Origin of the sequence: Bradyrhizobium sp., assembly GCF_052389815.1 — a bacterium.
In the GTDB taxonomy this organism is placed as follows: domain Bacteria; phylum Pseudomonadota; class Alphaproteobacteria; order Rhizobiales; family Xanthobacteraceae; genus Bradyrhizobium.
In genome coordinates this window covers 32756-52678 of the sequence record NZ_JBQTHN010000215.1, presented here as the reverse complement: position 1 = coordinate 52678, position 19923 = coordinate 32756, and the positions used below count along the sequence as shown (strand labels likewise).

Below are 19923 nucleotides of genomic sequence, written 5' to 3'. Positions count from 1 at the left end.
TCCGCCACGCGCTTGACCAGCGCGACGCAGCGGTCGGGTTGCGTCATCGGCAGCATGTGGCCGCCTTCCGTCAGTTCCAGATCGAGTGCGGGGCAGACGATCTTCATCGCCTCGCCCTGGCCGCGATAGTCGAGCAGGCGGTCGCCGCGGCCGAACAGCATGGCCATGGGAATGTCGAGGCTCTTGTAGCGCGCCATGTAGGCCGGCAGCACGTCGGGCACTGCCATCAGGTCGGAGGAGGTGGCGAAGAAAGAGCCGGGACGCAGGCCGAGCAATCCGCCGGCGCGCATCGGGAAATCGGCGGGGGCGGCTTCCGGCGCGAATACTTCCTTCAGCAGGATAGGCCCGCGGCGGATGCCGAGCGGCGTCGCCACCGTCCAGGCCACGGCCTTGCGCATCAATGGCGAAGCGATCTCGAGACCCTTGAACACGTCGGGCGCCGACTCGATCGCATGTGTCAGCGGCGCGAGCAGTGCAAGCCCGCCGGCGCAATCGGGATGGTCGAGCGCAATCGCCAGCGACAGCGCGCCGCCGAGCGAATGGCCGACCAGCAGCGGCTGCTTGAGGTCGAGCCGGCGGATCAGGGTCGCGATCGTCTTAGCTTGCGCGGTCAGCGTGGCCGGTGCGTCCTCGGGGCGGGTCGAATAGCCGGCGCCGGGCCGGTCGACGAGGATGACGCGATAATCGTTGGCGAGCTTGTCGGCCATGGCGTAGCCGAAATGCAGCAGATTGCCGCCGAGCCCGTGGATCATGACGATCGGCGGCTTGGCTCCGCCGATGTCGACGTAGTGGATGCGCTGCCCGTCGATGTCCATGAACTGGCCGCGCGGCGGCAGCAGGGCCTCGACGCGCTTGGCGGTGTTGGAGGTGAACCAGACGAGGCCGGCGGCGACGACGGCAAGCAGCAGGATCAGTCCGAGAAGGAAAGCCATGAGAAACCCTCTTCAGAAAACGGGGTCAGTGTAGCCGCGCCGCCCGCGCGGCGCCACTGGAGCATGATCCGGAAAAGTGTGAAGCGGTTTTCCGAAAAGATCATGCTCAAACAATAATCTAACGCGCGATGACGATTCATCCCAATCTCATCGCGCTTTTCAGCTTAGGCGCGCAAGCGTTCCCTGGCGGGCGCTTCCGCCTTGGCAAAGATCAGGACGCCGTCTTCGACCTTGCCAAAGCGCAGCGCCAGCATGTCCTTGGCGTAGTTCTGGTACAGCTTCCACGGCCGCTTCGAGCCCTGTTTTGGCAAAATGTCCTTGGCGCGCTGCATGTAGCCGGAGGAGAGCGGCGGGGTCGCGTCCGGGATGACCTCGGGATCGACATTGCGCGGCGTGCAGTATGCGTGACCGTTGCGATCCATGTGGTTGAGGATGCGGCACATGTACTCGGCGGTCAGATCCGCCTTCAGCGTCCAGGACGCGTTGGTGTAGCCGAAGGTGGAGGCAAGGTTCGGGATGTCGGAGAACATCATGCCCTTGTAGCTCATGGTCGCGCCGGGATTGATGGTCTTGCCGTCGACGACGACCTGCGCACCGCCCATCAACCGCATCACGAGGCCGGTGGCGGTGACGATGATGTCGGCCGGCAGCACCTCACCGGACTTCAGCTTGATGCCGGTCTCGGTGAACGTCTCGATCTCGTCGGTGACGACGGAGGCCTTGCCCTCGCGGATCACCTTGAACATGTCGCCGTCGGGCAGCAGGCACAGCCGCTGGTCCCACGGGTTGTAACGCGGCGTGAAATGCTTCTGCATGTCGAAGCCTTCGCCGAGCTCGGCCTTCGCCATCTCGATCAGCCGCGCCTTGGCGCCTTCCGGCTTCTTGCGCGCGAGATTATAGAAATACATCTGCAGCAGGATGTTCTTCCAGCGCGTCAGCCCGTAGGCCAGCTTGTCCGGGAGTCTCGCGCGCAGCCAGTTGGCGATCACGTCCTTGGCCGGGCGCGAGACCATGTAGGTCGGCGAGCGCTGCAGCATGGTGACGTGCGCGGCGGTCTCGGCCATCGCGGGCACCAGCGTCACCGCGGTGGCTCCGCTGCCGATCACCACGACGCGTTTTCCCGCATAGTCGAGATTTTCGGGCCATTTCTGCGGATGCACGGTCAGGCCCTTGAAGCGCTCCATGCCCGGCCAGCCCGGCATGTAGCCGGCGTCGTAGTCGTAATAGCCGCTGCACATCCGCAGGAAGTTGCAGGTGAAGGTGAGGGGGCCGTCGGGCCCATCGACGTCGAGCGTCCAGCGGCCCTGCCCGCTCGACCACGACGCGCGCTTGACCTTGTGGTGGTACCGGATCTTGCGGTCGATGCCGTTTTCGCGCGCGGTGTCGTTGAGATAGGTGAGGATGGAAGGACCATCGGCGATCGCCTTCTCGCCGCGCCAGGGGCGGAAGCGGAAGCCGAGCGTGTTCATGTCGGAATCGGAACGTATGCCTGGATAGCGGAACAGGTCCCAGGTGCCGCCGAGGGCGTGGCGGCCCTCGAGAATGACGAAGGACTTTTTGGGGCAATCGCGCTGCAGGTGGAACGCCGCGCCAATGCCCGAGAGGCCGCCGCCGACGATGATGACGTCGAGATCGGTCTGTTGCGGTTTGAAGGGGGTGACGTTAGAGGCGCCGGCCGGCTCACTGCCCGCCACGGTTCGCGCCGACACATGCTCCTGCATAGGTTCACTCCCTCGAGCAACTGGGCTAAGCGTGTCCGGTTATATTGTGTTTCTTTTCTGACACGTGGTATTGTCAGAATAAAGCATCTGACAAGAAGCTATGTCAAGCGATCGGTTTGGGGAGAACATGACCACAGCGCGGGCAAGGAACTACGCGGGATTATCGGCCGAGGAACGGCGGCTGGCCCGGCGCGAGCGGCTGATCGAGGGGGCAATCCGCGCCTATGGCGAGCTCGGCTATCGCAATACCACGGTAAAGGCGGTGTGCGAGGCGGCCGGGCTGACCGAGCGATACTTCTACGAGTCCTTTGCCAACAGCGAAGCCTTGCTGGTGGCGGCCTTCGAGACGGTTTCGCGGCGGGTGTTCAATTGCCTGGAGGAGGTCCGGAAAGAGCACAGCGGTCCGGCCGAGGAGCGGGGCCACGCCGTGCTGCGGGCCTACTACCAGATATTGAAGGACGAGCCGGACGGCGCCCGGCTGTTCGTGATCGAGATCGCCCGGGTGGGACCTGCGGTCGATGCGGTCTGGGCCGGCCTGCTGCAGCAGTTCGGCGACGTGCTGGCGCGGATGATGGCGCCCGACAGCGACATCAAGCCGAAGCCGGGCGAACTGGTGCGCGCCGGCGTGGTCGGCGGCGTGGTGCAGATCGCCAAGGAATGGATCAGGAGCGGCTATGCGCGCAGCGTCGATGCGGTTGCAGCGGATGCGCTGAAGATTTGCCGCGTGCTGGCCGCATAGCTCGCCGCTCGATCTTGCCGGCCGATGCGGCTACGCTCCGCCGCAAATCGGAGGCGTTTTCGAACAATGGCTAGTGATCCCAAAGGCTGGAAAGTCGGCCTCGTCGGCTATGGCGAAGTCGGCCGCATCCTCTCCGAAGACCTTCGCAAGGCCGGCGTTGCCGTTGCCGCCTACGATATCAAGCTCGACGACGACCGGGCGCCGCCGTTGCGCGATCATGCCGCTGACATCGGCGTTCAGCTCGCCAGGTCGCATGCCGATCTCGCCAGCCAGGCCGATCTCATCATATCCGCCGTCACCGCAAGCCAGGCGGTTCCCGTCGCGGAAGCCTGTGCGCCGGCAATCCGGCAGGGCACCTGGTATCTCGATTTCAATTCGGCCTCGCCCGGTGCCAAGCAGCGTGCCGCCGCGCTCATTGACGGCGCCAACGGCCGCTATGTCGAGGGCGCGGTGATGACCTCGGTGCCGCCCTATCGCATCAAGGTGCCGCTCTTGCTCGGCGGCGGTGGCGCACAGGAGCTCGCACCGCTGCTGGTCGCGCTCGGCTTCGATGCCAAGGTTTGCAGCGATCAGCTCGGCGTCGCCTCCGCGGTGAAGATGTGCCGCAGCATCATGATCAAGGGCCTGGAGGCGATGGTGATCGAGAGTTTCACCACCGCGCGCGCCTATGGCGTCGAGGACGCAGTGCTTGTTTCGCTCAAGGAAACCTTTCCGGGCATCGACTGGGAAAAGCAGGGCGCCTATTTCTTCCAGCGCGTGATCGAGCACGGCCGCCGTCGCGCCGAGGAAGTGCGCGAGGTCGCCGAAACCGTGCGCGAAGCAGGCCTGACGCCATGGTCCGCGCAAGGCACCGCTGAGCGGCAGGCCTGGGTCGCCGATCTCGCGGATGACGGACTGTTCGGCGCCAGGGGCACCAGGGAGTTTGCCCGCAGCGCGGACTGGCGCACCGAGGCCGACCGCATTCTTGCGATGTTGAAAGACGAGAAGTAGGGGAGCGTCGATGACTGCTGTCAGCCCGTTTCGCATCGCGGTCCCGGACGCAGTTCTGGACGATCTGAAATCGCGGCTGCGCAACACGCGCTGGCCGGAGGCCGAGCTGGTCGGCGACTGGAGCCAGGGCGCGCCGCTGAAATGGATCAAGGACATCTGCACTTACTGGGCCGAGCAATATGACTGGCGCAACCGCGAGGCGCTGCTCAACCGCTTCGCGCAGTTCACGACCGAGATCGACGGGCTCGGCATTCACTTCATCCACACCCGCTCGCCGCACAAGGAGGCGATGCCGCTGATCATCACCCATGGCTGGCCGGGCTCGGTGGTGGAGTTTCACAAGGTGATCGGCCCGCTGGTCGATCCCGTCGCCCATGGCGGCAACGCGGCGGACGCATTTCACGTCGTCTGCCCGTCGCTGCCGGGCTTCGGCTTCTCGGCGAAACCAACGACGACGGGCTGGGGCGTGGATCGCATTGCGCGGGTGTGGGCCGTGCTGATGGATCGCCTTGGCTATGCACGCTATGGCGCGCAGGGCGGCGATTGGGGCTCGGCGGTGACGACCGCGCTCGGTGCGCTGGATGGCGATCACTGCGCCGGCATCCACATCACGCTGGCGATGGCGACGCGCCCCAACGTCGAGGGCAAGCCGACGGCGGAGGAGGCGCGGGCGCTTGAGGGCATCAAGCATTACGCCGACTGGGATTCCGGCTATTCCAAGCAGCAGGCGACCCGGCCACAGACGCTCGGCTACGCGCTGACGGATTCGCCGAGCGGGCAAGCGGCCTGGATCCTCGAGAAGTACTGGGCCTGGACCGATTGTAACGGGCATCCCGAAAATATCTTCACCCGGGACGAGCTGCTCGACAACGTCATGCTCTATTGGGTCACGGCGAGCGCCGCCTCGTCGGCGCGGCTCTACTGGGAGAGCTTTGGCCCGAAGCGGCGCACGGCGCACACCGTCAAGGTGCCGACCGGCGTTGCGGTGTTCCCCAAGGAAATCGTGACGCCTGTGCGCAAGTGGATGGAGGCGAGCTATGCCAACATCGCGCATTGGAGCGAGATGCCGAAGGGCGGCCATTTCGCGGCGTTCGAGCAACCTGACCTCTTTGTCAAGGAAGTACGCGACTACTTCCGGAAAATTCGCTGAACAGTCGCCAACAGAAGAAATCGAGGAACAACATGGCCGACGCATTGATCATCGACGCCTGTAGAACGCCGCGCGGCGTCGGCAAGGCCGGCAAGGGCGCGCTGTCGGGCATTCATCCGCAGCAGCTCGGCGCCACCGTGTTGCGCGCGCTCGCCGAGCGCACCGGCATCGACACCGCCGAGGTCGACGACATCGTCTGGGGCTGCAGCGCGCAGGTCGCGACCCAGAGCGGCGATCTCGGGCGCATGTCGGCGCTCGATGCCGGCTATGACGTGCGCGCCAGTGCCGTGACACTGGATCGCTTCTGCGGCTCGGGCATCACCAGCGTCAACATGGCGGCCAGTTCGATCATGGCAGGTTCGGAGGATCTCGTGATCGCCGGCGGCTGCGAGATGATGTCGATGGAAGGCCGCAGAGGCGGCGGTCCGATGATGATGGATGTCGGCAATCTCCGCCTCCGCGCCCAGCATCCGCAATCGCATCAGGGCGTCTGCGCCGATGCGATTGCGACCATGGAAGGCATCTCGCGGCAGGACGTCGACGCGCTCGGGCTGGAGAGTCAGAAGCGTGCGGACGCCGCCATCAAGGCCGGCCATTTCAAGAAGAGCCTCGTGCCCGTCTATCGCGAGGATGGCACGCTGGCGCTCGACCGTGAGGAGTATCCGCGGCCGCAGACCACGATGGAAGCGCTGTCGCAGCTCAAGCCGGCATTCCCCGCGATCGCGGACTATGCGCTCGATGACAAGGGTACGACCTACCGCAAGCTGATCCTCGACAAGTATCCCGATCTCGACATCAACTTCGTGCATCACGCCGGCAATTCCTCCGGCGTGGTCGATGGTGCCGCGGCGATCCTGCTGGCCTCGACCGAATATGCGAAGAAGCACGGCCTGAAGCCGCGCGCCCGCGTGGTAGCGACCGCCAATATGGGGGATTCGCCGACATTGATGCTGAATGCGCCGGTGCCGGCGACGCGCAAGGTGCTGGCCAAGGCGGGGCTCACCCTCGACGACATCGACCTGTTCGAGATCAACGAGGCCTTTGCGGTGGTCGCGGAAAAGTACATCCGCGACCTCGAGCTCGACCGCGACAAGGTCAACGTCAACGGCGGTTCGATTGCGCTTGGCCATCCCATCGGCGCCACCGGCTCGATCCTGATCGGCACCGTGCTGGACGAATTAGAGCGGCGCGACCTCAAGCGCGGCCTGGTGACGATGTGCGCTGCCGGCGGCATGGCGCCGGCGATCATCATCGAGCGGGTCTAAAGCATGATCCGGAAAAGTGTGATGCGGTTTTCCCTGCGACAAACGCGAAGCGTTTGCGCGGAGATCATGCTCAAACAAGAAGAACTTTAAGCGCGATGACGCTTCCTTCCAGTCTCATCGCGCTTTAAGGACTACGCCGCGGGGAACTGCAGCTCGAAGACGGCGCCTTGCTCGGTGGGCTTCAGCCGGATCGAGCCGCCATGGCTCGCCATGATGGCGCGCACGATGGCGAGCCCCATGCCGGTGCCGCCGGTGTCGCGCCGCGTGGTGAAGAAGGCGTCGAAGATGCGGTCGCGGTTGGCTTCCGAGATCGGATCGCCGTCATTGCTTATGGTTATGCGTATCGCCGCATCGTCATTGGCGGCCTCGAGTCGGACGTGCCTGGCATTGTGCCGGATCGCATTGTCGGTGAGATGCGTGAGCACGATCAGCGCCTTCTCCGCGGACATCCCGATCAAGCGATCGAGGCAGCCGCTGGCAGTGATGGCGCGGGTCGGGTAGCGGCTCTTCAGGGCGTTGACGACAGAGGAAAGCTCGCTGCTCTCGTTCTGCGGCGCGCCCTCGGCGCGGGCGAGTTCCCGCAGCCGCTGCGTCATGGTTTCGAGCCGCTCGGCATCGCCGAGGATGTTGGAGACGAAGTTCTTCTGCTCCATCCGCGTCAGGCTCGCCGTGTGCCCCTGCAGCGATTCCAGCAGCAGCTCCGCGGCGCCCTTGATCGAGGTAAGCGGCGACTTCAGCTCGTGGGTGAGATGGGCCGAGAAGGTCGCGATGTAGTCCGACCGCCGCGAGAGCTGTTCGGCCATGCCGAAGAAGCTCTTCGACAACTGCGCGAACTCGCGCGTGCCGTAATGCGCCAGGGGCCGGAACGCGTCGCGATCGCCGCGGCCGATACGATCGACCCGACTGACGAGCTCGCGCATCGGGCGGGTGATGGTGCGGCGGAAGACGAGGCCGATGAGGATGGTGCCGAGAACGACGGCGAGTGTCGCAAGGATGAACTTGCCGCGCTCCTGGTACAGATGATCGAAGATGTTGCTCGGCGTCCGCGAGGTATAGATCACGCCCGCGACACGGTTGTTGACCAGCACCGGCATGGCGGAGAAGACATGCACACCGACACCGCGGCTGATGGAGTAGATCGGCGGCGGCGTCTTGTCGGGCTTACGGATGCGCAAGGCCGCGTGGTACTGGCCTTTCAGGGCTGCGGCGATCTCCTCGATATGCGCGAGGGACTCGCCGACTTCATGCCGTCCCGCGATGACGACGCCGTTTGGGTCGAGAATGCGGAAACCGGCGAGCGTGACCTTCTGCGTCTCCAGGATGATCGGCATCAGCCGCGCGCCGATCTCGGTATAGAGCGGATTGGCCGGCGGTGCGGGCTTTGCATCGGGGCGGCGCATCAGCAGGTCGTTAGACGCAAGGTCGAGTGCGGGACGGATCGGGGTGACCCGGTCTTCGGGATCCGGGCGCGCTTCGGGCGGCAGCTCGGGACCGAGGACGAGCCCCTTGTCGAGGCGGGCCTCGACCTCGCGGGCATAGACAGCTGCCAGCACGCGACTCTGCGCAATCAGCTCGGCCTGGGTCTGGCGGATGAGCTGGTTGTCGTAGAGGCGAAAGAAGAACAGGCCGACCAGCGGCAGCGTTGCGACCGACGCCAGCACCGCAAAGATGACGAGGCCGAGCGAGGGCCGCCATTTGTCGCGCCCGGCAGCGTCACTCATGTCTGCGGCTCGCAGCGGCCGAGCTTGAAGCCGACGCCATGAATGGTCTCGATCACATTGTCGCAATTCACCGCCGCGAGCTTGGCGCGGATATTTCGGATATGGCTGTCGATGGTGCGATCGGAGACCTGGATGTTGAGCTGATAGGCGGCGGCCATGATCTGCTCGCGGCTGAACACCGAGGAGGGCCGGGTAAGGAACGCGCGCAGGATGCCGAACTCGATCGCGGTCAGGCGCAGCGGCGTGCCGGCGAAGGCCGCGACATGCCGGTCCGGATCGACCGAGAGGGCGCCTTGCGCCAGCGGAGTGTGCTGACCGTTCGCGTCGGTCGCGCGGGCAACCGAGCGCCGCAGGATGACATTGATGCGGGCCACCAGCTCGCGCGGGCTGAACGGTTTTGTGACGTAGTCGTCGCCGCCGATCTCCAGCCCGAGGATGCGATCGATCTCCTCGTCGCGGGCCGAGAGGAACAGGATCGGCACGTCGGAGGATTTGCGGATCTCGCGGCAGACGTCGAGCCCGTCGAACTCGGGCATGCCGATGTCGAGCACGACGAGGTCGGGCCGGTCGCTGGCAAAGCGGCTCAGCGCTTCCTTGCCGTCGCGTGCTTCCGAGACCGCCATGCCGGCCTTCTTCAGCGCGACCCGAATGACCTCCCGGATATGCAGGTCATCGTCGACAATGAGGATGCGGTGCGTCACGCATTTCTCCCGATCGATATTTGCTCAACCTGGCGCACGCTTCTCCTGCCCATCCAGATATCGTTTCAGCCGCCAGTCTCGCAGACCCCAGGCACGCCACGAAGCCGTCTCGCGCTGGAATCTATCTACGAGGGAATCGCGCCGGGAAACAAGCGTCAATTCACCCTCGTGTATTCTTGGCATCTTGTTGATGCCGGGCACGGCCTGGGGCCCGAGGCTGAGCAGGTAGTTGATGTCGGCATCCACGCCCTTTCCGGTCATTTCACGGCTGTGGCTGACATTGTAGTCGGAGATGATGGCGGCAAAGTTCGTCAGGGAACAGGCGTAAAGCGTCGACAACGCTGCGATCAGGTTGAGGCGGATCAGCCAGGCGTTGCCACGCTGCAGGGCGATGCGGGCGACGATCAGCACAAGTCCCGTCGCCACCAGAAGCATCCAGATGAAGGCGGCGATCCGCCAGTAGGTGAGCAGGTAGGTCTGCACATAGAGATCGAGGCGCAGGATGGACGAGATGACCAGCATCACGTTCTGTGCGACCCAGAGATAGACCAGAGGCCGGATCACCTTCGATTGCTCGGCCGGGCCACCGGGGCGCATCGCGACCAGAACGAAGCCGGCGGCGAGCAGCGCAGTCAGGATCAGCGGGTAGGCGCCGCGATGGGCGTAGCCGGCGAAGGTGATGTCGGCGGGCAGCGCGGCGTTGCCCCAGAGGTAGACAATGTCGAGTGCGGTCTGCACGGCGAACAGCAGGTTGAACAGGATCAGCGAGCGCAGGACGGTCGCCGTGCTGAGGAACTCGGTCACGCCGATGACGGGTTCGGACGTGGTAACCTTCGCCTGGGTGCGATGCCAGCGTAGCCAGACGAACGGCCAGATCAGGGAAAGTGCCAGCCCCCAGAACAGGATTCGCGGCAAGCTCAAATTCGCAGTGAGCTTCGCCAGATTGCCCGCGGACATCCACTTCTCGATCAGCGGATTGGCCGACGCGAACAGCAGCAGGAAGACGCAGCTCATCAGCACCGGCACGATCCACACCGCAATGCCGGAGGAGATGCGCGGCAAGTCGAGGGCATCGATGCCATCGCGGGTCAACCTGAGCGGCGCGAACAAGTAGAGTTCGCGCAGCGCGCGGGCGCGATCGGCGAGGCTGTCAAAGCCGGGGTTTGTGAGCATCGCCGCTGCTACGCCCAAAGCCAGCAGCACGAAGCTCAGCGAAATTGCATTCAGATCTTCGATGGCGGGCGCCAGACCGGCAATCAGGACGAGGCCCGCGGGCAGAAGCCGTCCGCGATCCAGCGAGGCAAGGTTGGTCAGCAGCGCACAGCCGGCTAGCACGATCGCGAAGATGACGAGGCTAATGCCAACATGTTCCTCGTAGAACAGCCAGTCGGCGAGCGCTGCCAGACCAGCCGCTGCGGCAAACCTGATCGCGATCACGTTGGTCCGCACAGGAGCAGCGACGGTTTCCGGCTGAGCAGGGTTGTTCATGGCGGCGAAGCCTCTCTGTGTGATGCGCAAGGAGATGGTTGCGGGTGTGACCGGCGGGCTGTCGCACAGCCACCATCCGTCATTGGCTAGTCGTGTGGGAACGGGCATGAAGAATCGATCAGTTGAGTTGCGATGCGGACTGTGAACGGCGGTTGTGCAGTTGACGGGAGCGATGTCTGCAGGAGTTCAGGTATTTCATGCAGAAATCGTGCAGAGGCGATTATTCGCTGGAGCCGCGGAGCCATTGCCGTTACGAGGCGAGCTGCCTCGATGTCGAGGGCTCAGTTCATGGGGCGGCTCGTTCAGATGGTCAGTCGTATCGGCGCTGCGCTGCTGTGGCCTCTCGCGCTGGCCTTCCTGTTCATCGGATTCAACAAGAACGATCCCTACCTGATCTCGCTACGCGGCACGGGCAACATCGCCGTCTGCGCGTCCGGCTTCCTTGTTGCGATCGTCCTGATCTGGCGCGGCTACTGGGCCGGCGCGAGGCGGATTCTGGTCCTGCTGTGGTGCCTCGTGCCGCTATCGATGCTGGCGGCGCATCTGCGTTTCGAGTTGCGCAAGCACGACGTGCTTCAAACGGAAGCTTCCACAGCCCACGAACTCGGCCGGCACTTCGTCGTCGGCTACTCCTCCTTCGACGAGGTGGCTGCCTTGGCGGAGAAGGGCCTGATCGCCGGCGTATATGTCACCCGGCACAATCTCGGGGGCCGCAGCGCGCAAGCCCTCAGATCGGAAATCTCCGCGCTGCAGGCCCGGCGGCGTGCCGCGAACCTGCCGCCCCTGATCGTTGCGGCCGATCAGGAAGGTGGCATCGTATCGCATCTTGCGCCCGTGCTGACCGAACTGCCGCCGCTCGCGACCTTGGCGGAGCTGCCCGGTGACTTGCGCGAGCGCATGGCCGAGGAATATGGGCGGATCCACGGCCGGGAATTGGCGGCCCTCGGCGTCAATCTCAACTTTGCCCCGGTGCTGGATTTGCGCCCCGAGAAGAAGATCACGCGATTCGATTTCAACACACTGATCGGGCGGCGCGCGATTTCGGGCGATCCTGGCAAGGTGGCCGCTGTTGCACTACCCTATATCCGCGGTCTCGAGATGTCGGGGGTCGGTGCGACGGTGAAGCATTTTCCCGGGCTCGGACGCGTGCGCGGCGATACCCATCATTTCAGCGCCGACCTCGCGGCTGACGTCGACGAGCTCGAGATCTCCGACTGGCGTCCCTTCCGGCAGGCGCTGGGAGGCTCACGGGCGGCGCTCATGGTCGGACATGTCAGGCTGACCGCGGCCGATCCGGATCGCGCCGCGTCGCATTCGAAGAAGGTGATCGACGGCATCATCCGCCGCAAATGGAACTATCAGGGCGCTGTCATCACCGACGACCTGGTGATGGGTGCGATCTATCAGAAGGACGTCTGCAGCGCCGTGGTCGAGGCGATCAATGCCGGCGTGGACCTGCTGCTGGTCGCATTCGATGGCACGCAGTTCTATCGGGTGTTCGCCTGCGCTTCGGCGGCGGCGGGCAAGGGAAGGCTGGACGCGGGGATGCTCGAACGGAGCGAAGCGCGGCTGAAGGGTCTCCTGCGGCGTGGGGAGCAGACGGCCGACAACGCGGACTAGCCATGCCCGCCGCCTCCCTTGATCGGCTGACATCAAGGGATAAACTGCAGCCGGCCGGCTGAACTGAGCCGGGCGAGGAAGCGCCGATGCCCGGAAGCACCCGCAAGCCCGATGTTCGCCTTGTCTCGGGGCAGGGCACGGATGGCTATGCCGACATGGTCGCGCGTGCCCGCGCGCTGATCCCGGACCTGCGCGAGCGCGCCTCGCGGACCGAGGCGCTGCGCCGCCTGCCACCCGAGACCGAGCGCGCTTTGCACGAGACCGGCCTGTTCCGCATCCTGCAGCCCAAGCGGCTGGGCGGTGCGGAGCTCGACTATGTCGCGCTGGTCGATTGCGCCGATGCGCTGGGGCAGGCGGATGCATCGGTGGCGTGGAATTTCGCCAATCTTTCCAGCCACCACTGGATGCTCGGCATGTTCGATTCCCGAGCGCAGGACGCGGTGTGGAACAAGGACGTCAACGCGTTGATTGCGTCGTCCTTCATCTTTCCGGCCGGCCGCGCCCGCAAGGCAAAGGGAGGCTATACGCTGAACGGCCATTGGCCGTTCTCGTCGGGCGTCGAGTCCTGCGAGTGGAACATGCTCGCCGGCGTGGTCGAGACCGATGACGAGGCCGACGGCATCGAGTACCGCATCTTCCTGCTGCCGAGGAGCGACTACACCATCAACGACACCTGGAACGCGACCGGCCTTTGCGGCACCGGCTCGAACGACGTCAAGGTGAGCGATGCTTTCGTCGCCGGCCACATGTCGATTGCGATCGGCGAGTTCACCGGCGGACCTACGCCCGGCAGCGCCGTCAATCCGAATGCGCTCTACGCACTGCCGGTGTTCTCGTTGTTTCCCTACGTGCTGTCGGGCGTAGGTCTCGGCAACGCGCAGGCGTGTCTGGACGATTATGTCGAGCTGGCCCGGCATCGCGCCTCGACGTACAACCGCGCCAAGCTCTCCGACTTGCAGACGACGCAGATCAAGATCGCGGAGGCTTCCGCCAAGGTCGACACCGCTCGGCTCCTGATGCGCACCAACTGCATCAACGCCATGGCCGACGCGCGGCGCGGCCACATCCCCGACATCGCGGAAAAGACGCGGCTGCGGCGCGACGGCGCCTTTTCCGTCAATCTCTGCACCGAGGCGGTGACGCTGCTGTTCACCGCGAGCGGCGCGCGCAGCCTGTTCACCTCGGGCACGTTGCAGCGCCAGTTCCGGGATGCGCACGCAGTCAATTCGCATCTCGCTTTCAACTTCGATGCGGCAGGCACCAATTACGGCCGGGTGGTGCTCGGCCTGCCATCCGAAAACCTGACGCTCTGAGGTGCGGATGTCCGATCATCCCAAACATCCGGCCGATCCGGCCAACGAGCTTGCCAGCGACAATTCGGCGATCGATCCTCGGGATTTCCGCAATGCGCTCGGCACCTACGGCACCGGCGTCACCATCGTCACGGCGATGGCGGCCGACGGCAAACCCTATGGCGTGACCTGCAACTCCTTTGCCTCGGTGTCGCTGAATCCGCCGCTGGTACTGTGGAGCCTCGGCATGTTTTCGCAGGGGTTGCCGATCTTTCAGAACGCCAGCCATTTTGCAGTCAACGTGCTCGACGTGTCGCAAAAGGAGCTGGCGCTGAAGTTTGCAAAATCGTCCGGCGACAAGTTTGCCGGCGTGGAATGGCAGCCGGGGCTGGGCAACGCACCGATCATTGCCGGCAGCGTCGCGCAATTCCAGTGCCGCGCAGTCAATCGTTACTATGGCGGTGACCACATTATCTTCCTCGGCGCGGTCGAGGCCTATTCCTACAACGGACAGGAGCCGCTGCTGTTCGCCCGCGGCGGCTTCGGGAAATTTGTGCCCGGCGACGGCAAATAGCCGCTGCGCGGGGATCGGATAGTCCTTCATGGTCCGCACCGCCGCTGCTCCATTCATCGCGCGTCCTCCGAAGTCTCGAAGACTAGCCGAATTGACCGCCTTTTCCAGCGGGGAGGGTCAGCACCAGAACTCCCCGGCGCGGCGCAACTTGCGGGCCGCTTTTTCGGCTGCCGCAAGCAACTTTTCAGTTTCGCCGCGCTCGGTGCCGACCACGGCGCCGGCGGCAAAGGCCACCGGCTCCGACTTGCGGTTCTCGATGTCATTCCTGAACCTGGTCACCATCCGCTGATGCACCGCGATATCGTTGAGAGCTCCGAGACTATCCTGCAGGCCGCCCAGGCAGTCCTTGTAGCGCAACAGCGTCTTCCTGCTCTTGTGGCCGTCGAATAGACTTTCGAAGAAGTAGATGCTGTAACGCAGCTTCTTCATGGCAATGCGCAGCTTGTGCCGATCGTGTACGCTGAGCTTGTCGATATCCTTGGCGCGCTTCTTGGCCTTTGCGATTCGGCGGGCGAACAGATCCGCGGCAAACGGCCTGATCTGCTGCGTGCGCAGCGCCGACCGAAGTCTCAGCCAGGCGCCGTCCTCGATCCATTCGAGGGCATTGAGGATCAGCAGGCGATAGCGCGCGCTGCCGATGGCGGCTTTCGCGGCTTCCGCAGCGACTGCTCGCCTGTATTCGAGCTCGGAGACGAGGTCGCCGAGGCCTTCGATCGGCGGATCGGCGGCTTCGAGACGCTTGACGTGCGTCGCCAGAAAGACGTCGAGGTCACGGACCTGCCCAAGCTTGCCGGCGAGCCATTTGAGATCGCTCCTGATCGATTCGGTCTGCTTGCAGCGAAGCAGGTCCGCGAAGACCCACAGCGCGGCCCGCAGGCGGCGCACGCCGACCCGCATCTGGTGTACGCCTTCGGGCAAGCCGGCCAGCACGGCGGGCTCGTTGGCGGCAATGTGATGCAGTGTGGATCGGCCGATCACTTGAAATGCGGTGGCGAGCGTAGTTCTGGATGGGAGCACGATCTTGGCGGCCGATACAGAGGCTGTCGGTCGGTCCGTGATCAGATCGTAGCCCCGTTGGGACTTCGCCTTCAGCGCCAGCCGTGCCGGTACGAGTTGCGCAACCGTTCGTGCCGTCTTGAAGAGGTCGCCGATCGAACCGTTCTTCAGCTCGAGCTCGACCTCGGCAAGCGGGCTGGAATAGAGCCCGGCACGAATGTGGCCTTCATCGAGCGCGAGCTCGACCCGACTGTTGCCGGGACGCAGCGGCACCAGCGTACGATGAACGTGGGTTGAGAAAACGGCATCGAGATCGCGCTTGAGCCTCCTGGAAAGCAGCCGTTGCAACGGTGTGCCGCGCGCCGCGCGCAGGTCCGGCACGTTGCCGTCAATGCGTTTCTCCCATTCGTCGCGCGCGACGGCGACGCCGTTCGATGCTGTCTTGATGGTCTGGATGCGCTTCTTGCCGACTTGCCTTACGCGCAACGAGATACCTTGGCGCCTGAGGAGATGATCGGGGGTGTCGAAATAGGTCGAGACGAGATGCTGATGCTCGGCAATCTGCCCGTCGCTGGGGCGCAGGCTGCGCGAGGACGCCAGTTTTTGCAGATCGCCCGGGGACACTTCGAACTTGATTTCGGTCTCGATACCCATGGTCGTCTGCTTCAGGCCCTGCGCGTCTCACATCGCTCGCATGCGCGGCATTCCCGGTGCGTCGGATTCGAGCGCCACCCGACGGTCCGTTGCGGCGCGATGGAACTGTTCGAGCGCCAGCCCGATCGCCGCCAGATCACCGTCCTCGATCGCGCCGTTTTCGAAGCAGTCGAGCGCCTCGCGCAGCACGCCGTCGGCCTGACCCTGCATCGCCGACAGAGCTTCCGCCGAATCCGCTTGCCGCGCCTTGGTGATCAGATCGAGAAGATCGTCGCGATGCGTCTCATAGGCCTCGCGCTCATCGCGGCTCCAGTAATGCCGCAGCCAAGCGCCGACCGATCCCAGACCGGAAAGGACGAGAATGACGCCCCAGATGTAATCGGTGTATCTTTCCAGGAACGTGCGCTCGTTGCCGTCGAAATAGGCCGCGGCTCCCTCGTGGGCCGGCAAGGCGGCATCCTTGTCGGTGTCCGGCTTCTCGATCTTCGGCGCGTTCGGAATTTCGCGGGCAAGCTGCTGACGGACGTTGAACGTCTGCCGTGCGAAAGCGCTGACTTTCGTATCGGACAGGGAGCGCGGCGCAATGATCAGGTGATTGACGCTGACTGTGTCGACCTTCTCCACTGGGCGGGCAGGCGACGAGCTGAAAATGCTGGCCGGGATTTCCTCGGATTCGTAGCGCGGATGCTTCCTCGCAATCGTCTCGGAAACGTCGATCGGCAGGAATTTCGGCTCGCCGCGGCTCGCGGCCGTGGCGGCAATGGCGTCTTTGGTGATCTTGCTGTCGAGCGGCCCGACCGTCAGGAAGGCGTCGAGTGTCGCATCGCGGGCCATCTCGGCGATCTGGTTGGTGCCGAACTGAGTTACGGCGACCTTGTCGGCGTTGACGCCGGACTCCGTGAGGATAACCTTCAGCAAGGTCACATTGGCCTGCGTGCGGCCGATAACGCCGACGCGGCGGCCGGCGAGATCGTCGATCGACTTGATCTTCGGCGTGGGCTTGCGTTTCGATCCGTTCGGCGGCTGTCCGGCGGGAGCCCACAGCACGACGACGTTCTTGCGCAGGATGATCACCGACTCGGCGTCGGCCGGAAGGTTCAGATCGCCGCGCGCAACCGCGAGGTCGGTCTTGCCGGCTGCGAAAAGCGCGATGCTTTCGACCGACCCTTCGGTCGCGATCGGCGAGAGCCGGATCGGGGTTCGCTCCCGTGCAAAAAGCTGGGCGAGCGTCTGCACCAGTTTGTGATCGTCGCTGCCGGTCGGGCCCACGGCAATGCGCAGCGTGGTCGGCCGCAGGAACCAATAGAGAGAGCCTGCGGCAATTCCGAACATGAAAATGCCTGCCGCCAGGATCAGGAGCGCATAGCTCTTGCGCCTGCGTCGCCGGCGGGAAACCCGGGAATTATCGTCGGCTTCTGACATCGTTCTGTCACGTTACACGAAAAAGGCCGTTAACGAGTCGAAAAACAACCTGACAGGTGCATGACGTCACACGCCTGAAATATCCATGTCCGAACGTCGGGATTGAGAATCGAGCGCAAATCCTAGGGTCAGGACATGCCGATACTGATTGCGACCGACGCTTGGCATCCTCAGGTCAACGGCGTCGTCAGGACGCTAACCTCGCTTGCCACCAGCGCATCGGGTCTTGGCGAGGAGATGGAATTTCTTACGCCGGAAGGCTTTCCGTCCATGCCCGTCCCGACCTATCCGGGCCTGCGGGTTGCGCTGCCGAACCGGTACGAGATTGCGCGCCGGATCGAGACCGCTTCGCCGGATGCAATCCATATTGCCACGGAAGGGCCGATCGGCTGGGCGGTGCGGGCTTATTGCCGACGGCACAGGCTGGCTTTCACGACCTCCTATACGACGCGCTTTCCGGAATATGTTTCCGTTCGCACCGGCATTCCTGAGAGCTTCGGCTACGCCGTCATGCGGAAGTTTCATTCTGCTTCCTCAATGGTCATGGTCGCGACCGATTCGTTGCGGCGCGAGCTCACCGAGCGCGGATTCCGCCGGCTCGGCTATTGGACGCGCGGCGTCAACACCGAGCTGTTTCGGCCGGATGAGCCTGCGAAGCTCGACTTTCCTCGTCCGATCTTCATGACCATGGGCCGCGTTGCGGTCGAAAAGAATCTCGAGGCGTTCCTCTCGCTCGATCTGCCCGGCTCCAAGGTCGTCGTCGGTGACGGACCGCAAAAGGCCGAGCTGCAGCGCAAGTTTCCGGACATCCATTTTCTCGGGGAGAAGAAGGGCAGGGACTTGTCATCGCACCTTGCGGCCGCCGACGTCTTTGTTTTCCCGAGCCTCACCGATACGTTCGGCGTCGTCCAGCTCGAGGCGCTGGCCTGCGGCACGCCGGTAGCGGCGTTCCCGGTGACGGGGCCGCTCGACGTGATCGCCGATCGCCCGATCGGTGCCATCGATCGCGACCTGCGCGCGGCCTGTCTGCGCGCGCTGCAGATGTCGCGCCAGAACTGCCGGAATTTCGCGCTGGAGCGTTCCTGGGAGAACAGCGCGCGGCAATTCCTCGGCAATTTGACGGCGCTGCAGCCGAGCCGTTCGCTGCGGCCTGTGCGTTCCGTCGCCGGCCGAAGCGCCGTGCAGGGTTAATCAATCATCCGGTCAACAAGGCAGAGTGACATGGCAGAAATCATCAAGCTTGACGGCACGCAGCAACTCGACTTCGACCGTGCAACCGTCGAGCAGGCTTATGACCGCTGGGCGCCGGTCTACGACCTGGTTTTCGGAGGTGTATTCAGCAAGGGGCGTCGGGCCGCCATTGCCGCGACCAACCGGATCGGTGGGCGCGTGCTCGAAGTTGGTGTCGGCACGGGAATTTCGCTGCCGCAATATGCGCCGCATCTGCGCATCTTCGGCACCGATATTTCGGAGGCGATGCTGGAGAAGGCGAAGAAGCGCGTCGCCGAATTCGGCCTCAAGAACGTTGAGGGGCTGGCGGTGATGGATGCCGAGAAGCTCGAGTTTCCGGACAATTGCTTCGACGTCGTGATGGCGCAATATGTCGTGACTGCGGTCCCCAATCCGGAAGCCGCGCTCGATGAGTTCGCCCGCGTACTGCGCCCTGGTGGCGAACTGATCATCCTGACCCGGGTCAGCGCGGATGCCGGCATGCGCCGGTTCATCGAGCAGCGCCTGCAGCCGGTGGTGCGGCCGCTCGGCTTCCGTACCGCCGAGTTCGCCTGGTCGCGCTACGCCAAATGGCTGGCCGGCGCGCAGGGCATGGAGCTGGTGGAACGTCGCCTGGTGCCGCCCCTAGGCCATTTCTCGCTGGTTCGCTTCCGCAAGGTCGGTATAGCTGTGGCCGCTTGAAAAGGCGGACGAGCGCGGATTGCGCATCGCGTCACCAGACCTTGTCACATGTCATCATGATGATGTCACGCGCCGGACATCGAACTCGCGTAGAAAGAATCACGAAAGACCTTGGGGAGACCAGATGATCAAGAATTTCCTGCAGGAATTGCGGACACAGCGCTGGGACGACCATCGCTACTACCACCACAGCCGGATCAACCAGAGCCTGCACTTCGTCAGTGCCGTCAGCTTCCTGTTCGCCTATGTGATGCTGCTCATCGATCCCGTGGTGTCGGCCCTGGTCGGCTGGCTGGTCTCGATGACCACGCGCCAGGCCGGTCACTTCTTCTTCGAGCCGAAGGGTTACGACCACGTCAACGAGGCGTCACACGAGCACAAGGAAGAGATAAAGGTCGGATATAACCTGCAGCGCAAGGTGGTGTTGATGTCGATCTGGGCGCTGTCGCCACTGGTGCTTGCACTCGATCCGACACTGTTCGGCCTGTTCGAGCCCTGGACCTCGTTCACTGATTTTACCCGTCAGGTTGCCAAGATCTGGCTTGCTGTCGGCATCGGCGGACTATTGTTCCGCACCGTGCATCTGTTCTTCATCCGCGATGTCGAGACCGGGCTTGTCTGGATGACCAAGATCATCACCGACCCGTTCAACGACTTCAAACTCTACCGCAAGGCGCCGCTGGCCCTGATCAAGGGCGAGCTGATCGACCCCGGTCTCGAGAACCACGTCAAGCACGCGTAAGATGA

At 64.1% G+C, this 19923-nt stretch carries 17 protein-coding genes; 10 read left to right on the top strand and 7 right to left on the bottom strand.

Annotation, left to right across the window (positions count from 1 at the left end; all coding sequences use genetic code 11):
* Both ACT4OC_RS29185 and ACT4OC_RS29180 read right to left on the bottom strand, forming a co-directional pair.
* On the bottom strand, window positions 1-932 hold a 932-nt coding region (locus tag ACT4OC_RS29185; protein ID WP_444842528.1), incomplete at its 3' end, for an alpha/beta fold hydrolase.
* 164 nt (window positions 933-1096) lie between these two features.
* Entirely contained in the window at window positions 1097-2653 is a 1557-nt protein-coding gene (locus ACT4OC_RS29180; RefSeq protein WP_444842527.1) for a flavin-containing monooxygenase, read from the bottom strand.
* Window positions 2654-2780: 127 nt separating this feature from the next.
* Here ACT4OC_RS29180 and ACT4OC_RS29175 point away from each other — a divergent pair, with 127 nt between their 5' ends.
* The 4 genes from ACT4OC_RS29175 to ACT4OC_RS29160 are packed head-to-tail and all read left to right on the top strand — an operon-like array spanning window position 2781 to window position 6797.
* Window positions 2781-3392 (top strand): TetR/AcrR family transcriptional regulator, encoded by a 612-nt coding sequence (locus ACT4OC_RS29175; RefSeq protein ID WP_444842526.1) that lies wholly within the window; start codon window positions 2781-2783, stop codon window positions 3390-3392.
* Window positions 3393-3416: 24 nt separating this feature from the next.
* Window positions 3417-4382: a DUF1932 domain-containing protein gene (locus ACT4OC_RS29170; protein ID WP_444842525.1), complete on the top strand. Its 966-nt coding sequence runs from the start codon at window positions 3417-3419 to the stop codon at window positions 4380-4382.
* 10 nt (window positions 4383-4392) lie between these two features.
* Window positions 4393-5532, top strand: coding sequence for an epoxide hydrolase family protein (locus ACT4OC_RS29165; RefSeq protein WP_444842524.1), 1140 nt, complete (start codon window positions 4393-4395; stop codon window positions 5530-5532).
* A 32-nt stretch (window positions 5533-5564) separates the two neighbouring features.
* Window positions 5565-6797, top strand: coding sequence for an acetyl-CoA C-acetyltransferase (locus tag ACT4OC_RS29160; RefSeq protein ID WP_444842523.1), 1233 nt, complete (start codon window positions 5565-5567; stop codon window positions 6795-6797).
* 131 nt (window positions 6798-6928) lie between these two features.
* On the opposite strand, the gene ACT4OC_RS29155 is transcribed toward ACT4OC_RS29160, so the two are convergent.
* The 3 genes from ACT4OC_RS29155 to ACT4OC_RS29145 are packed head-to-tail and all read right to left on the bottom strand — an operon-like array spanning window position 6929 to window position 10707.
* Window positions 6929-8518, bottom strand: coding sequence for an ATP-binding protein (locus ACT4OC_RS29155; RefSeq protein WP_444842522.1), 1590 nt, complete (start codon window positions 8516-8518; stop codon window positions 6929-6931).
* Entirely contained in the window at window positions 8515-9219 is a 705-nt protein-coding gene (locus ACT4OC_RS29150; RefSeq protein WP_444842521.1) for a response regulator transcription factor, read from the bottom strand. Before ACT4OC_RS29150 ends, ACT4OC_RS29155 begins: the two co-directional genes overlap by 4 nt.
* 24 nt (window positions 9220-9243) lie before the next feature.
* Window positions 9244-10707 carry a DUF4153 domain-containing protein gene (locus tag ACT4OC_RS29145; protein ID WP_444842520.1) on the bottom strand — a complete coding sequence of 488 codons (1464 nt, stop codon included), beginning with the start codon at window positions 10705-10707 and terminating at the stop codon, window positions 9244-9246.
* 270 nt (window positions 10708-10977) lie between these two features.
* Here ACT4OC_RS29145 and ACT4OC_RS29140 point away from each other — a divergent pair, with 270 nt between their 5' ends.
* The 3 genes from ACT4OC_RS29140 (at window position 10978) to ACT4OC_RS29130 (ending at window position 14193) form a co-directional block, all read left to right on the top strand.
* Window positions 10978-12327, top strand: a complete 1350-nt coding sequence (locus tag ACT4OC_RS29140; RefSeq protein ID WP_444842519.1) for a glycoside hydrolase family 3 N-terminal domain-containing protein — start codon at window positions 10978-10980, stop codon at window positions 12325-12327.
* Window positions 12328-12413: 86 nt separating this feature from the next.
* The gene (locus ACT4OC_RS29135) at window positions 12414-13640 is read left to right on the top strand and encodes an acyl-CoA dehydrogenase family protein (protein ID WP_444842518.1); all 1227 of its coding nucleotides are present in this window, start codon (window positions 12414-12416) and stop codon (window positions 13638-13640) included.
* Window positions 13641-13647: 7 nt separating this feature from the next.
* Window positions 13648-14193 (top strand): flavin reductase family protein, encoded by a 546-nt coding sequence (locus ACT4OC_RS29130; protein WP_444842517.1) that lies wholly within the window; start codon window positions 13648-13650, stop codon window positions 14191-14193.
* Between the two features lie 117 nt (window positions 14194-14310).
* Here ACT4OC_RS29130 and ACT4OC_RS29125 read toward each other — a convergent pair whose 3' ends face one another.
* Window positions 14311-15843 carry a CYTH and CHAD domain-containing protein gene (locus tag ACT4OC_RS29125; protein ID WP_444842516.1) on the bottom strand — a complete coding sequence of 511 codons (1533 nt, stop codon included), beginning with the start codon at window positions 15841-15843 and terminating at the stop codon, window positions 14311-14313.
* A 27-nt stretch (window positions 15844-15870) separates the two neighbouring features.
* Window positions 15871-17265: a TAXI family TRAP transporter solute-binding subunit gene (locus ACT4OC_RS29120; protein ID WP_444842515.1), complete on the bottom strand. Its 1395-nt coding sequence runs from the start codon at window positions 17263-17265 to the stop codon at window positions 15871-15873.
* A 135-nt stretch (window positions 17266-17400) separates the two neighbouring features.
* Between ACT4OC_RS29120 and ACT4OC_RS29115 the strand changes: the two genes are divergently transcribed.
* The 3 genes from ACT4OC_RS29115 to ACT4OC_RS29105 all read left to right on the top strand — a co-directional run bounded on the left by ACT4OC_RS29115 (window position 17401) and on the right by ACT4OC_RS29105 (window position 19918).
* On the top strand, window positions 17401-18456 hold the full coding sequence (locus ACT4OC_RS29115) for a glycosyltransferase family 4 protein (protein WP_444842514.1): 1056 nt from the start codon (window positions 17401-17403) through the stop codon (window positions 18454-18456).
* Window positions 18457-18486: 30 nt separating this feature from the next.
* Window positions 18487-19176, top strand: a complete 690-nt coding sequence (locus ACT4OC_RS29110) for a class I SAM-dependent methyltransferase (RefSeq protein ID WP_444842513.1) — start codon at window positions 18487-18489, stop codon at window positions 19174-19176.
* Between the two features lie 124 nt (window positions 19177-19300).
* Complete coding sequence (locus ACT4OC_RS29105; protein ID WP_444842512.1) at window positions 19301-19918, top strand: hypothetical protein; 618 nt, start codon at window positions 19301-19303, stop codon at window positions 19916-19918.
* Window positions 19919-19923: the final 5 nt, after the last annotated feature.